The sequence below is a fragment of the Geomonas oryzisoli genome (assembly GCF_018986915.1).
GTDB classification, from domain to species: Bacteria; Desulfobacterota; Desulfuromonadia; order Geobacterales; family Geobacteraceae; genus Geomonas; species Geomonas oryzisoli.
In genome coordinates, this window is the sequence record NZ_CP076723.1 from 2,172,986 (window position 1) to 2,187,892 (window position 14,907).

Consider the following 14,907-nt stretch of genomic DNA (forward strand, 5'->3'; position numbering starts at 1 on the left):
CGGAATGGAACCATCCCGCCTACGCGACATGCCGCTTTACAACAGCAGGATCATCAACTCGTTCATCCTGCTGGTCAAGCACAAGTACAGCCACGTCGACATCAACGAACTGCTCGAGTACGCCGGGATGAAGGAGTACGAGGTGGCCGACCAGGCGCACTGGTTCCGGCAGGACCAGGTGGACCGCTTCTACGAGAGGCTGCTGCAGATGACCGGCAACCCGAGGATCGCCCGTGAAGCCGGGCGCTACGCGGCCTCACCCGACGTGCTGGGGGCGATGCGCCAGTACATCCTGGGGCTAGTCGATGCTTCCAGCACCTTCGACATCATCAGCAAGGCCACGGCCAACTTCACCAGGAGCACGACCTACCATTCCCGGCCTCTTGCCTCGAACATGGTGGAGATCACGGTCACGCCGGTGGAACCCGGCCTGGAGAAGCAGTACCAGTGCGAGAACCGGATCGGCTTCTTCGAGGCGATCGTGCTCATGTTCAACCACAAGCTCACCGACCTGCAGTATTTCCCGGAAATCCGCCACCTCCCCACCATCCAGCAGCCGGAATGCGTGTTCCGGGGCGACCCGGTCTGCCGCTACATCGTCACCTGGGAAAAAAGCGCCTTCACGTACTTGAAGAAGGCGCGCAACCTGCTGGCCCCGGTGCTGGTCGTCGCGAACCTGGTGCTGCTGGTGGCGCTGCAGGGAGACGGGGCGCTTACCATCCTGCTCGGCTCGCTGTGCCTTTTCCTCCTGGTATGGCTGGCGGCGGAAGTGGGGGAGAAGAGGGCCGTCAAGGAGGGGCTCGACAGCACCAACCAATCCATCGAAACCCTCCTTGAGCAGATCGATCTCAACTACAACAACGCCATGCTGACCCACGAGATCGGACAGCGGCTGGGGAACCTGACCCGGCTCGAAGAGATGCTCATGGACGTGGCCGACATCATGCAGCGCAGGCTCGAGTACGACCGCGGCGCCATCTTCCTGGTGAACGCAGAAGAGAAGAGACTGCAGCTGCGGGCGAGCTACGGTTACGGCGCCGGAGAACTGGCCTGCCTGAACGGCCTCAATCTGCCGCTGGACCACGACGGCGCGGGCAATGACGTCTACGTCGCCTGCCTCCACGAACAGAGGCCTTTTTTGGTCAACGACCTGGAGCGGGAGAAGGAGACACTGGGGCAACGCACGCTTTCCTGCGCCCTCAAAAACGGCACCCGCGCCTTTATCTGCTGTCCCATCGTTTCCGACGGGATCTCATTGGGCGTGCTGACCGCGGAAAACGTGAGGACCAAGCGCCCGCTCGTGGAAAGGGACGTGAGCCTTCTGATGGGGACGGCCTCAATAATCGGCATCAGCTACCGCAACTGCGAGCTGATCGGCGCTTTGGAACAGGCCAAGGAGGAGCTGGAAGAACGGGTGGCGCAGCGCACCGCCGACCTGGAACAGAGCACGCGCAAGGTCGAGCTGCAGCACGAGGAGCTGACGCGGACCCTGTTCGAACTGGAGGAGGAGACCGCCCAGAGGCTGCAGGCACTGGAAGAATTGGGGGAGAAGGAGCGCATGCTCCTGCAGCAAAACCGCTTGGCAGCCCTTGGGGAGATGATCAGCAACATCGCCCACCAGTGGCGTCAGCCGCTCAACGAGCTAGGGCTCATTGTGCAGGAGCTCCCGGTCATGTTCGACCGCGGCCGGCTCACCCGCGAATACCTGGGCGAAAGCGTAACGAGGTTCATGAAGGTGCTGACCCATACCTCGAGGACCATCGACGACTTCAGGAACTTCTTCAAGCCGGACAAGGAGGCGGTTTCCTTCCGGGTCGCCGAGGTGGTCGAGAAAACGCTGTCCCTGGTCCAGGAGAGCTTCCGGCACCTGCAGATCGCCGTGGACCTGCAGATAAAGGGGGAGCCATTGATCACCGGCCATCCCAACGAGTTCTCCCAGGCCGTTCTCAACATCCTGTTCAACGCCCGGGACGCCTTCCTGGACCGCAAGATCGAAAAGCGCGAGATACGGGTCGCGGTGTTCGAAGAGAAGGGGCGCTCCGTGGTGACGGTGCGGGACAACGCCGGAGGGATCCCGGAGGCAATTCTCGAGAAGATCTTCGATCCTTACTTCACCACCAGGGGGCCTGAGCGGGGGACCGGCATCGGGCTGTACATGTCCAAGATGATCATCGAGAAGAACATCCCCGGCAGGCTCACGGCGCGCAACGTGGCAAACGGGGCGGAGTTCCGCATAGAAGCGCCTGGAAACGCGAATTGACAAGGTGGTGGAGCAGGCTAGAATAAGCGTTTGTTAATTTGCAAAGAAACAGGTTCTAACCCCTGCCCACGGCAGGCAGCCGAGCAGACGCAAAAACTTCCGAACGCTCGGCTTTTTTTCGGCCGAGGGTCCCGCTGGCGGCGCGGAGAAGCACATGGCCCCTTCGTACATCCTGCTGGTAGAAGACAACCCCGACGATCTCTTCCTGGCCAGCCGCATCATAGGCAAGGCCTGCGCGCACGAGATCCTCACCGCTCGCGACGGGGAAGAGGCCGACGAACTGCTCCGGCGCATGGAGCAGGATGGGAGCTACCGCCAGATCGAGCTGGTACTGCTGGACCTTAAACTCCCCAAGGTCAGCGGGCTCGACCTGCTGCGCGGCATTAGGGGAAATACGAATCTGCAAGTCCTCAAAGTCGCCATACTCACTTCATCGGACAACGAAACCGACCAGGAGCAGTGCTGGGAACTCGGCGTCGTGGACTACATCTACAAGCCCATGACGGTGGAGCGGTTGAATCGCATCCTGTCGCGCAACGAGGAGGCTCAATGAAAGACGGGGCTCGGGTGGGCGCAGGGATCAGCATGCTCTATGTCGAGGACGAGGCCGACGCCCGCCAGATGGTGACGAGGATGCTGGCCCTGAACTACCCAAACCTCACCGTGTACGGCGCCGACAACGGTTTACATGCGCTGGAGCTGTACCGGCAGCACACCCCTGAAATCGTGATGACCGACATCAACATGCCGGTCATGGATGGCATCCGGATGTCCCGCGAGATCAAGGCCATCAACCCCGAGGTCCGCATCATCGCCGTCACCGCCCACAGCGACACCTCCTACCTCTTGAGCGCCATCGAAATCGGCGTCCACCATTACGTCCTCAAGCCCCTCAACTACCAGGAGCTCTTCACCGTGCTCGACAAGGTACTCGAGCAGATCGAACTGAAACGGCTGGTGAGCGCACAGCACCGGCGCCTCGCGGAAAGCGAGCACCAGCTCGTGGCGGCGCAGCGCATCGCCCATCTGGGGAGCTGGCAGCGTGATCGCGACGCGGAGAACATGGCCTGGTCCGACGAGATGTACCGCATCTGCGGGGTCGAGCCCGGCTCCGTCCCGGCGACCTACCCCTCGTTCCTGGAACGCTTCCACCCCGATGACCGCGACGAGGTAGCCGGCTCGATGCAGAAAGCGCTGGCATCGGAGCACCAGCCGGAGCACAAGTTCGTGCGGGTGCTGCGGTCGGACGGTTCCGTGCGCATCGTGCGGCTCGACGTCGAAGCCGTGCGGGAGACCGACAGCGCATGCGGCGTGATCGGCACCTGCCATGACGTGACGGAGCTGAAGCTGGCCGAACAGCAGGTCCGCTTGCTCACCGAGGAACTGGAACGGCGCGTGTTGCAGCGGACCTCCCTGCTACAGGCGACGGTGAGCGAACTGGAAAATTTCAGCTACTTCGTCTCCCACGATCTGAGGGCGCCTGTGGCGCGCCTGGAGGGATTCTGCACCGCACTCGTCGAGGACTGCGGCGTCTGCGGCCATGCCAACTGCCGCCAGTACGCCGAACGGTCGGCGAGCGTAGTCCAGCAGATCAAGCAGATCATGGACGCCTTCAACAGCCTGACCCACCTGGCGCGCTGTACCCTGACCATCCGCGACACCGACCTGAGCGCGCTCGCCCGCGACATCGCCGACGCATTGGCCGCCGAGGATCCCGAGCGCAAGGTCGAGTTCGTCATCGCCGAAGGGGCCCGGGTAAAGGGCGACCCGGAGCTCCTGGGGAAGGCGCTAGGACAGCTGCTGGGCAACGCCTGGAAGTTCACCTCCAAGACCGAGCTGGGACGGATCGAATTCGGCTGGAACGACCAGCAAGGCGTCCGGACCTACTTCGTGCGCGACAACGGAGCCGGGTTCAACATGAAGTACGCGCAGAAGCTGTTCAAGCCGTTCCAGACCATCCACGCTCCTGGTGAATTCGGCTGGACCGGGACGGGGATCGGGCTCGCCACCGCGCACAGCATCGTGCTCAGACACGGGGGGCGCATGTGGGCCGAAGGGGAGGTGGGGCAGGGGGCCACCTTCTACTTCACCCTGGAGGCGAACCCGGAATCGGGAAGTTACCTCAAGGAGGCATAGACTCTTGCGTGGCTTCGTGACACGAAAACCCGGGGCGATACCGGCGGCGGACAAGGAGGACGCCATGGCCTACCTGGCGGCCATCGTCGATTCATCGAACGACGCCATCTTCAGCAAGACCCCGGACGGAACCATCACCAGCTGGAACCAGGCGGCACAGGGCCTCTACGGCTACAGCGCCGAAGAGGCCGTGGGGAGCAACATCAGGATGCTGGTCCCCCAGGACCGGCACGAGGAACTGAAACAGATCACCGAGAAAGTGCTGCGCGGGGAGAAAATCCGCAACCTGGAGACGGTGCGCCTGGCCAAGGGGGGGCGCGAGATCCAGGTCTCACTCACCCTATCCCCCATCTTCGACCCGCAAGGAACCCTCACCGGCATATCGATCATCGCGCGGGAGAACGCGGAACGGATCCAGAAGGAACGGCTGCTGCGCGAAAGCGAGCGCTACTACCGCGCCCTGGTCGAGATGGCGCCGGACGCGGTCCTCGTGCATCGCGGCGGCTCCTTCCTCTACGCCAACTGTGCCGCGCTGGGCACCTACGGCGCACGCACCCTTACGCAGCTGCAGGAGCACGCATTCCTGGACCTGGTGCACCCCGAAGACCGCGAGGCGATGCGGCTCAGCATCGAGTCCGTCATGGGGGGGAATGAAGGGTCGACGCTGGAGTTCAGGCTGCTGCGGCTGGAAGGGGGCGAGCGCTTCATGGAAGGGTCCTCGACGCGCATCGGCTACCAGGGAGTGCACGCCATCCAGATGATCGCCCGCGACATCTCCGAGCGCCGAAACGCCGAGGAGGAACGGGAGAGCATGCTGAGGCAACTGGCCTTCCAGCAGAAGCGGTTCGAGGCGATCGTCGAACAGCTTCCGGTAGGTGTGGTCATCGCCGAGGCACCTTCCGGCAAGGTGGTCTACCAAAACGAGTTGACCCGGACCATCTTCCGTGAGGCCGTGGAAGATGTTGGCAGCATCGACGAGTTCGGCCGCTGGAAGATGGTCACCCTTGACGGCAAGCCGGTGCCCATCGAGCACTACCCGCTCATCCGCGCCATCCGCAAAGGGGAGACCGTGTTCGCCGAGGAATACCAGATCCTGCGCGGCGACGGCACCCGCGGCTTCATCAGTGTCAACGCCACCCCGCTGCGTGACATCTCCGGCGCCATCATCTCCGGCCTCATCGCCTTTAACGACATTACCGAAAGCAGGAACGCCGCCAAGGCCCTGCTGGAGAGCGAGGAGCGCCTGAAACTTGCCCTGGATGCGGCGCAGATGGGCTCCTGCGACATGGACACCTCCAGCGGACTGGGCATCTGGTCCCAGCGCCATTTTCTTGTCCTGGGGTACCCCGCGCCGCAGGAACCAAGCGGGCCGGCAACGCTTTCCATGTGGCAGGACCGGATTCATCCCGTCGACAAGATACGGGTCATGGCCGAACTGGACCGGGTCTGCAAGGAACATGAGCTGTTCAGTTCCGAGCATCGCGTATTCCGCGCCGACGACGGGGCGTTGTTATGGGTCAACGTGCTGGGACGCTTCTGGTGCGAGGAATCTTCCTGCCGCTTCATCGGCGTCATCTTCGACGTCACCGGGCGCAAGGCCATCGAGGAAGAGTTGCGCATGTCGGTACAGCGGTTTCGCGACCTGGCCGATTCCATGCCGCAGATCGTCTGGACCGCCAACCCCGACGGCAACCTGGACTATCTCAACGCCCACTTCGAGAACTACACCGGGCTGCGGCGCTGCATCCTGGTCCGGACCAAGGGGGACCCCGGCAGCCTGATCAACGACTGCATCCATCCAGAGGACCGGGAAGCGACCGCCCACGCGTGGAGCCACGCCGTCGCCACCGGGGAGATCTACCAGATCGAGCAGCGCATCAGGCACCGCGATGACGCTTACCACTGGCACCTAACCCGCGCGGTCCCGCAACTTGACGAGACGGGGAGGGTGGTGAAATGGTACGGCACCGCGACCGACATCAACGACCTGAGAGAAACCCAGGAAAAATTGCGCGCCAGCGAGACGAGGTTCCGCTGGTTGTACGAGTCGAGCCTGATCGCCATCTTCTTCTGGAACCGGGACGGATTCATTACCGACGCCAACGAGGCCTACTGCGAACTGGTCGGCTACGACGAAGCCCAGTGCCGCGGAGGGACCCTGAGCCTCGCCGACGTCACCACGCCCGAGGAATACGCGAAGGACCGGGCCGCGATGGACGAAACCATCACACGCGGCATCAGCAAAACCTACGAAAAAATCTTCATCAAGCGCAACAGCAACGAGAAGGTGGCAGCGCTGACGGCCTTGGCGCGGATGGCCGAATCCACAGCGGAGGGAATCGGCTTCGCCGTGGATCTGACCGACCAGAAAAGGGCGGAGCAGGCACTGAAGAAGAGCGAAGCGAGGCTGAAGCTCGCGGTCGAGGCGACCGGTCTGGGCATCTTCGACGTCAACCTGCAGACCGGCAAGGGGGATTGGTCCGACATAGCGAAACGACACTACGGGTTGGCCCCAGACGTCGACGTCGAACTCGAAATGGTGTTGCGGTTGGTGCATGCCGAGGACCGCGAGCGGCTGGAGCAGATCGTCAAAGACGCCCGCAGCACTACCGGCGCAGGCCTCTACAGCGCTGAGTACCGCACCATCGCGCCCGACGGCAAGGTACGCTGGCTCAGCATGCGTGCCAGGGTCTCCTACGACGAATATGGCGCGCCGTTGAGGCTTGTGGGGGCGTGCCTCAACATCACCGACAGCGTGCTCGCCCAGGAGGCGCTGAGAGAGGAGATGACCGAACGGGTGCGCGCCGTGGAAGAGCTGCGCCGCCAGGAGCAATTGTTGATTCGGCAGGGACGCTTGGCCGCGATGGGAGAGATGATCGGCAACATCGCCCACCAGTGGCGCCAGCCGCTCAACACGCTCGGTCTCATCGTCCAGGAGTTGCCGAGCTACTACGAAAAGGGGCTCTTCACCAAGCAGTACCTCGACAACAGCGTCAGCCGGGCCATGCAGGTCATCAACTACATGTCCCAGACCATCGACGGCTTCCGCAACTTTTTCGGCCCGGAAAAGGAACAGCAGAAATTCCTGGCGGCTGCGGCCCTGGAGCAGACGCTCTCCATACTGCAGGCAGCCTTCGCCGCGGCACGGATCGAATTCGACGTGTCGGCCGACCCCGAGGCGGAGATCTTCGGCTCCCCCAACGAATACTCACAGGTTCTGGTCAACATCCTGATGAACGCGAAGGACGCCCTCGCGGAGCGCAAGGTGGCTCAACCGAAGATCACGGTACGGCTCCACCGGGAAAACGGGAAAACAGTCCTCTCCATCGAGGACAACGCGGGCGGCATACCGGCGGACATCATCGACAAGGTCTTCGATCCCTACTTCACCACCAAGGGCCCCGACAAGGGGACCGGCATCGGCCTGTTCATGTCCAAAACCATCGTGGAAAAGAACATGAAAGGGTCGCTCACCGTTTGCAACACCGACCTGGGCGCACGATTCTGCATCGAGGTGTGACTGATGGAACAGCCCCGCCAACATTTCAAGGAAGCAGCCCTGCTCCTGGTCGAGGACGAGATCGAGGCACGCGAGATGCTTGCCCGGATACTGACCCTCAACTACCCCGGTATCAGGATCTATACGGCGGACGACGGCCGGGCCGGCCTCGAGCTGTACCGCCAGTACCGCCCCGACGTGGTGGTCACGGACATCAACATGCCGCAGATGAACGGCATAGCGATGGCGCGCGAGATCAAGGAGATCGATCCCGATGCCACCATCGTGGCGGTCACCGCCCACAGCGAGACCACTTACCTCATGAGCGCCATCGAAATCGGGATGGACCACTACGTGCTGAAACCTGTCAACTACCCGGAGCTGTTTCGGGTGCTGGACCGTGTCGGGGACAAACTTTCCCTGAGGCGGCTGGTAGAACAGCAGGTGACGGCCCTGCGCGCCTCGGAGCGGCGTTTCTCCACCATCTTCCAGGCAACCCCCGACCTTTTGAGCATCGCCTCCCTGACCGACCTGAGGCTGATCGAGGTGAACGAGGCGTTCCTGCGGGTGCTGGGATTCGACCGCGAGGAGGTCATCGGGCGCAGCGGCGCGGAGCTCGGGCTGTGGCTCGATGCGGGGCAGCCCGAGGCGCTGCTTCGGGAGGTGGCGCAAAGAGGGGCCGTGCGCGACCTGGAGGTCCGCATCCGCGGCAAGTCGGGGGAGGAGCTGGAGGGGCTGGTTTCGGCGGAGAGCATCGAGATGGACGGAAGCCCCTTTCTGCTGACCCTGTTCAAGGACATCAGCGAGCGCAAGCGCCTGGAGGAGGTGATCAAGCACCAGGCGCAGCACGACACCCTGACCGACCTTCCCAACCGCAAGCTTTTCATGGATTTCCTCGCCCTCGAGCTGGCGCAGGCGCGCCGCAACCGCAAGAACCTGGCTGTGCTGTTCCTGGACCTGGACCATTTCAAGCAGATCAACGACACACTTGGCCACGCGGCAGGCGACCAACTGCTGCAGTCGGTGGCCCAGAGGCTCAAGGGGTGCGTGCGAGAGTCCGACACGGTAGCCCGCATAGGGGGGGACGAGTTCAACGTGCTGATGCCGGACCTGACGCAGCCGGACGATGTAGGCACGGTGGTAAACAAGATCGTGGGGGTCTTTCAGGCGCCGTTTCGGCTGGAGGGGATCGAAGTGAAGGTGGGGACGAGCGTCGGCATCAGCATGTTTCCCGCCGACGGCGACAGCTGCGAAGAACTGCTGCAAAAGGCGGATGGCGCCATGTACGTGGCCAAGCAGAACCGTGGCAGCAGCTACCAGTTCTACAACAGCGAGATCAACGCGCGGACCCTGAACCGCCAGACCCTGGAGCGGCAGCTGCGCCAGTCGGTAGCGAATGGGGAGCTGGAACTTCTGTACCAGCCGCTGCTCAACCTGGGCAACGGACGGATCATCGCTGCGGAGGCCCTTTTGCGCTGGCGCCACCCGGAGCGGGGACTGCTGCTCCCCGAGCACTTCATCGCCGTCGCCGAGGAAAGCGGCGCCATAGTGCCGATCGGGGAGTGGGTCATCCACCACGCCTGCACCCAGGTGAAGCGCTGGCAGCAGAAGGGTTTCGACCTCTCGCTGGCGGTGAACCTCTCCAACCGCGAGTTCCACCAACCCCACTTCATCGAACAGACCCTCACCGCCCTGTCGGAAACCGGCATCGGCGCGGGAAGCCTGCAGATCGACATCCCGGAGCGCGCCATCATGGATAACGGCACGTCGTCGCGGCAGAACATGCTGCGGCTCACCGAAGCGGGGGTAGCGTTCTCGGTGGACGATTTCGGCGTGGGCACGTCGTCGCTGCAGCGGATCAGGCAGCTTCCCATCGCCAAGCTGAAGATCGACCGCAGCTTCATCAGGGCCCTCGACAACCCCGACAACCTGGACGTGGTGACCGCGATGATCTGCATGTCGCACAGCCTGAAGCTCAGGGTAAACGCGGTCGGCGTGGAACGGCCGGAGCAACTGACGCTCATGCAGAATTACGGCTGCGACGAGGTGCAGGGGAACCTGATCGGCCGGCCGCTCCCCGCGGCGGAATTCGAGCAGATGCTGGCCCGGGCGGCAGCCAGGGGAGCGCTGCCGCTGTAGTATCAGCGGCCGAAGGCCTTCAGGAACGCGGGGAGCAGGAAAGGATTGTCGCACGTGATGGCACCGCCGAGGAAATCCATGATTCCGGGACGATAGCCGTCGTACCAGATCCTTTTGAACATATCGGCGCCGGTGGTGCACTCACAGTCGACCGGTTCCGGCGTTGCCCCCCTGACCACCCGGTAGCCGTCGGGACCGACCACGATGGTGACCGTATCCTCTCCCAGGTGAAAGCGAAAGACAGTCTCCGCGTCAAAGACTCCCTTGCAGAAGGCGGCTTCCATTTCCGATATCATAATTTCGATCACAGCTAACTCCTTGTGCTATAGTAAATTTCTCTTTTAGATACTCTAAAAACTACGTCATGTGGTTGAACATATCGGCTTTCATGCGGGAACCTATCCGCCGTAAGTTCAGCGACACTGTCCCGGGGATGATATTGGCCACCCGCATGCGTGTCAAACTATTCCTGTGCATCCGACTTCATCGTAAGAACGATATTGTAGTCGCCGCTGTGCCAGTCTTTTTTTTGCGAATGAGTTCAGGCACTCTTGTATTATGCATGTCATGTACTATCTTTTAGTACAGAGGCACTCAGATACTTGTTCTTGATGGGAGCTCGCCGTGGAAAAGGTGCCTTTCAAATCGATACCCGACCTGCTACGGCACCAGGCTAACCGGCTGGACGCGAAGCTGGCGGTGAAATACAGGAAACAGGGAAACTGGGTCACCCTGAGCTATTCCCAGCTCTTCAACCGGTCCCTCATGGTGGCGCGCGGCCTGCGCAAGCTCGGCGTCAGGCCGGGCGACAAGATAGCCATCCTCTCCGAAAACCGCGTCGGGTGGATCATAGCCGACATGGGCATCCTCTGCGCCGGCGCCGTCACCGTCCCGGTGTATCCCACCAACACCCCCGAACAGGTCGAATACACCCTGAACCACAGCGACGCCCGCATCGTCTTCATCTCTGGCAAATGGCAGTACCGGAAACTTTTGAAGATAAAGGACGCCATCCCCATGGTGCAGCTGGTGGTCTCCTTCGAGCGTTTCCTGGGTGAGCCTTCACTGCCGCTCACGACGTTTTACCAGCTCTCCGAGATCGATGACCCGATCAGCGACGAGGAACGGCAGGAACTGTCAGCCGTGATCGACGGCATCGCACCGGAATCGCTGATGACCGTCATCTACACCTCCGGCACCACGGGCATCCCCAAGGGGGTGATGCTCTCGCACCGAAACATCATCTTCGACGTGTTCGCCACCATCGAGAAGGCTGCGGTGCTGGAGGAGGGGGAGGTATTCCTTAGCTTCCTGCCGCTTAGCCACGTGCTGGAAAGATGCACCGGCTACTACCTCCCCATGGCACAGGGGGCCATGATCGCCTTTGCCGACAGCATCGAGAAGATAGCGGAAAACATGCTGGAAATCCAGCCCACCATCATGGTCTGCGTGCCGAGGCTCTTCGAGAAGATCCACTCCCGCATCTACGAGCACGTGCACCAGCTTTCCCTGTACAAGAGGAAGCTGTTCAGAAGCGTCCTCGCCATCGGGCGCAGGTACGTCCACGCGAGGTACATCGAGAAGAAGGTGTCGCTGTGGCTCGCGCTGCAGCACGCGCTCGCCGACCGCATCGTCTTCAGCAAGCTGCGGCAGCGTTTCGGCAACAACCTCAAATTCTGCTCCAGCGGCGGCGCGCCACTGGACCGGGAGATCAACGAGTTCTTCTGGAGCATCGGCGTCCCCATCCTGGAGGGGTACGGCCTCACCGAGACGAGCCCCGTCCTTTGCAACAACACCTTCGAGGCACTGCGTTTCGGCAGCGTCGGGACCCCGCTGGAAAAGACCGAGTTCCGGGTGGACGACGACGGCGAACTGTTGGTGCGCGGACCGCAGGTCATGCTCGGCTACTACAAGGACGAGGCGGCCACCCGGGAAGCGTTCAGCGACGGCTGGCTGAGGACCGGCGACATCGGGCGCCTGGAGCAGGGTTTCGTGGTGATCACGGACCGCAAGAAGGATCTGATCGTCACCGCCGGCGGCAAGAACATCGCCCCCCAGCCCATCGAGAACCTGCTGAAACGGGACAAGTACATCTCCCAGGCCTACGTCTACGGGGACAAGAGGCCCTACCTGACGGCGCTCCTCGTGCCGACCCTGGAGAAGCTCCTGGAGTTCGCGCGTGAGAAGCGGATCGTCTACACGGACCTCGAGGAGCTGGTGGTGCACGAACCGGTGGTCGAGCTGTACCGGCAGCGCGTCGAGGCGGTCAACGCCGAACTGGCCCATTACGAGACCATCAAGCACTTCGTGCTGCTGCCGCGCGACTTCACGCTGGAATCGGGGGAGCTCACCCCGACACTGAAGGTGAAAAGACGGGTGATTTCTGAGCGTTATAAGGATATGATAGAGCGGATGTATACCGTCGCGGAGAACTGAGACCGCGTCCGGGCCGGAGGATGTGATGAGACAGATGAACAAGGTTGCCGTGTTGGGTGCCGGTGTCATGGGCGCGGCCATCGCCGCCCATCTCGCCAATGCGGGCATAGAGGTCCTGCTGCTCGACCTGGTGCCGGAACAGGCCAAGGGGTCGCAGGACAAGGCGCAGCGCAACCTGGTCGCCGACCAGGCGCTCGCGGCCCTGGCCAAAAGCAAGCCCGCCGCGCTCTACGCGCCGGAGTACGCGGCCTGGATCGAGACCGGCAACTTCGAGGACGACAGCCCCCGGCTCAGGGAGTGCGACTGGGTCATCGAGGTGGTGCTGGAAAACCTCGAGGTGAAAAAGCGTCTCTTCCTGGAGCACGTGGTCCCCAATCTCAGTGAGAACGCCATCCTCTCCAGTAACACCAGCGGCCTTTCCGTGAACGAACTGGCGCAGGTGCTCCCGGCCGACGTCAGGCGCCGCTTCATGGTGACGCATTTCTTCAACCCGCCGCGTTACATGCGCCTGATGGAGATGGTTCCCTGCACCGAGACCGATCCCCACCTGCTGCGCAACATGGCGTCCTTCCTGGACAAGCGGCTGGGCAAGGGGGTGGTGTTCGCCAAGGACACGCCCAACTTCATCGCCAACCGCATCGGCACCTATGCAGGCGCCGCCACCTGGCGCCACATGGTGGAGATGGGGCTCACCGTGGAGGAGGTCGACGTCATCACCGGCCAGGCCCTGGCCCGCCCCAAGACCGCCACCTTCGCCCTCTGGGATCTGGTTGGGATCGATACGGTGGTGCGGGTGATGGACAACAGCTACCAGCTTTTGACCGGCGACGACGAGCGCGAGCTGTTCCGGGTCCCGGAGAGCACCCGTCGCATGGTGGCCGAGGGGCTCACCGGGAAAAAAGGGAAGGGGGGCTTCTTCAAGCGCGAGAGCGTGGACGGCACCAGCGTCAAACTCTGCTACGACCCGCAAACCGGCGCCTACCGCGAATGCGTTTCTCCGAAGTTCGCCTCGGTGGGTGCGGCCAGGCAGGTCGACGACCCGGGCGCCCGGGTGAAGACGCTGCTTCAAGGAAGCGACCAGGCTGCCGAGTTCGCCTGGAGGACGCTGCGCGACACCCTGATCTACACCGCGAAACGGATCCCGGAGATCGCGGACGACGTGGTCAACGTCGACAACGCCATGAAGTGGGGTTACAACTGGGACCTCGGCCCCTTCGAACTGCTGGACACCCTGGGTGTCGCCTCCTTCGTGGCCCGCGCCGAGCGCGACGGCGTCACCGTGCCGCAGTATCTGCGCGAGGTGGACAGCTTCTACCGCGTCGAGCAGGGCAAGCGCTACTTCTACAGCGTCCCGGACAAGAAGTACCGCGAGGTGCCGCTCACCCGGGGCCAGGTCTCGCTCACCCTTTTGAAGAGCGCCGGCGGCGTCGCGGAACAGAATGCGGCAGCCTCGCTCATCGACATCGGCGACGGCATCTTCTGCCTCGAGTTCCACTCCAAGATGAACACCATCGGCGGCGACACCCTGAGCATGATCCAGAAGGGGCTGCGCCGGAGCGAGTCCGACGGCCTGGGCATGGTCATCGCCAACGAGGGAAGCCTCTTCTCGGCGGGCGCCAACCTGATGCTGATCGCCATGGCGTGCGCGGAAGGGGCCTGGGACGACCTCAACATGACCGTGAAATCGTTCCAGCGCGCCATGATGGCCATCAAGTACTCCAAGATCCCCGTGGTCGCCGCGCCCCACAGCCTGGTGATGGGAGGGGGATGCGAAACCTGCCTGCACGCCGACGCCATCAACGCCCATGCCGAGACCTACATGGGGCTCGTGGAAATCGGGGTCGGTCTCATCCCGGCCGGCGGCGGCACCAAGGAGATGGCGATCCGGGCCATCCGGCTCGCAGAGGCCAACGATACCGACGTCTCTCCGTTTCTCCTCAAGAACTACCGGAACATCGCCATGGCCAAGGTGAGCAGTTCGGCCACCGAGCTCATAGCGATGGGGCTCATGCGCCCCGGCGACGGCATCACCCTCGCCCTGGACCGCCGCATCCACGATGCCAAGCTCAAGGCGATCTCCCTCGCCGCCAACTACCGTCCCGGCAGGCCCGAAACGGCGCTCAAGGCGCCGGGGCGCGGCATCGCCGCCAGCATCAAGAGCCAGCTCTGGAACCTGGAGCAAGGGGGCTTCATCTCCGGTTACGACCACTACCTCGCCTCGGGGATCGCCGACGTCATTACCGGCGGCGACGTCCCGGCAGGGACCGTCATCACCGAGGAGTACCTGCTGGACCTTGAGCGGGAGACCTTCCTCAAGTTCTGCGGTCAGAAGAAGACCCAGGAGCGGATCCAGCACATGCTGAAGAAGGGAAAGCCGCTCAGGAACTGAGCCGTGCAGCAGGGGAGGGCGTCAACCGAAGCCAGCAAAGGAGCAATA

8 protein-coding genes are annotated in these 14,907 nt (G+C 62.8%); 7 read left to right on the forward strand and 1 reads right to left on the reverse strand.

Annotated elements, in window-relative coordinates; all coding sequences use genetic code 11:
• The first annotated feature begins 4 nt into the window (after window positions 1-4).
• The 5 genes from KP004_RS09585 to KP004_RS09605 all read left to right on the forward strand — a co-directional run bounded on the left by KP004_RS09585 (window position 5) and on the right by KP004_RS09605 (window position 10,034).
• Window positions 5-2,260, forward strand: coding sequence for an ATP-binding protein (locus KP004_RS09585; protein WP_216802091.1), 2,256 nt, complete (start codon window positions 5-7; stop codon window positions 2,258-2,260).
• 154 nt (window positions 2,261-2,414) lie between these two features.
• Window positions 2,415-2,813 carry a response regulator gene (locus KP004_RS09590; protein ID WP_216802092.1) on the forward strand — a complete coding sequence of 133 codons (399 nt, stop codon included), beginning with the start codon at window positions 2,415-2,417 and terminating at the stop codon, window positions 2,811-2,813.
• A complete protein-coding gene (locus KP004_RS09595) occupies window positions 2,810-4,396 on the forward strand; it encodes a sensor histidine kinase (protein WP_216802093.1) in 1,587 nt (528 codons plus the stop codon). Before KP004_RS09590 ends, KP004_RS09595 begins: the two co-directional genes overlap by 4 nt.
• A gap of 16 nt (window positions 4,397-4,412) precedes the next feature.
• Window positions 4,413-7,916 carry a PAS domain-containing sensor histidine kinase gene (locus KP004_RS09600; RefSeq protein ID WP_239027013.1) on the forward strand — a complete coding sequence of 1,168 codons (3,504 nt, stop codon included), beginning with the start codon at window positions 4,413-4,415 and terminating at the stop codon, window positions 7,914-7,916.
• Window positions 7,917-7,919: 3 nt separating this feature from the next.
• Entirely contained in the window at window positions 7,920-10,034 is a 2,115-nt protein-coding gene (locus KP004_RS09605) for a putative bifunctional diguanylate cyclase/phosphodiesterase (RefSeq protein ID WP_216802094.1), read from the forward strand.
• Window positions 10,035-10,036: 2 nt separating this feature from the next.
• Here KP004_RS09605 and KP004_RS09610 read toward each other — a convergent pair whose 3' ends face one another.
• Window positions 10,037-10,342: a hypothetical protein gene (locus tag KP004_RS09610; protein WP_239027014.1), complete on the reverse strand. Its 306-nt coding sequence runs from the start codon at window positions 10,340-10,342 to the stop codon at window positions 10,037-10,039.
• 316 nt (window positions 10,343-10,658) lie between these two features.
• Between KP004_RS09610 and KP004_RS09615 the strand changes: the two genes are divergently transcribed.
• The gene (locus KP004_RS09615; RefSeq protein WP_216802095.1) at window positions 10,659-12,470 is read left to right on the forward strand and encodes an AMP-dependent synthetase/ligase; all 1,812 of its coding nucleotides are present in this window, start codon (window positions 10,659-10,661) and stop codon (window positions 12,468-12,470) included.
• 25 nt (window positions 12,471-12,495) lie between these two features.
• A complete protein-coding gene (locus tag KP004_RS09620) occupies window positions 12,496-14,859 on the forward strand; it encodes a 3-hydroxyacyl-CoA dehydrogenase/enoyl-CoA hydratase family protein (RefSeq protein WP_216802096.1) in 2,364 nt (787 codons plus the stop codon).
• The last annotated feature ends 48 nt before the right edge of the window (window positions 14,860-14,907 follow it).